Below are 240 nucleotides of genomic sequence, written 5' to 3' on the forward strand. Positions count from 1 at the left end.
TCGGTGTTCGCCGCCGAGGGCCTGATGGCGACGCTGTATTCCATCGCCTGCTTCCTGGTCGGCGAGCCGTTGCAGGACGTGCGGGTCGGCTTCGCCTATCCGCCGCCGGCCCATGCCCGGCGCTACGCCGAGGTGTTCGGGGTGGCCGCGGAGTTCGAGCAGCCCTGGCACTGGCTGAGCATGCCCAGCGAGTACCTGGAACGACCGATGGCGCTGGCCAACCCGGCCACGGTGCAGATG

Annotated in this window: 1 protein-coding gene; it reads left to right on the forward strand. The window is 70.0% G+C overall.

Going from position 1 to position 240, the window contains the following annotated elements; genetic code table 11:
* Nucleotides 1-240, forward strand: a 240-nt coding sequence (locus ACLJNW_RS28135) for an AraC family transcriptional regulator ligand-binding domain-containing protein (RefSeq protein WP_410961913.1), incomplete at both ends; no start/stop codon positions are given.

It is taken from the genome of Salmonella sp. SAL4457 (assembly GCF_046548235.1).
GTDB classification, from domain to species: domain Bacteria; phylum Pseudomonadota; class Gammaproteobacteria; order Enterobacterales; family Enterobacteriaceae; genus Salmonella; species Salmonella enterica.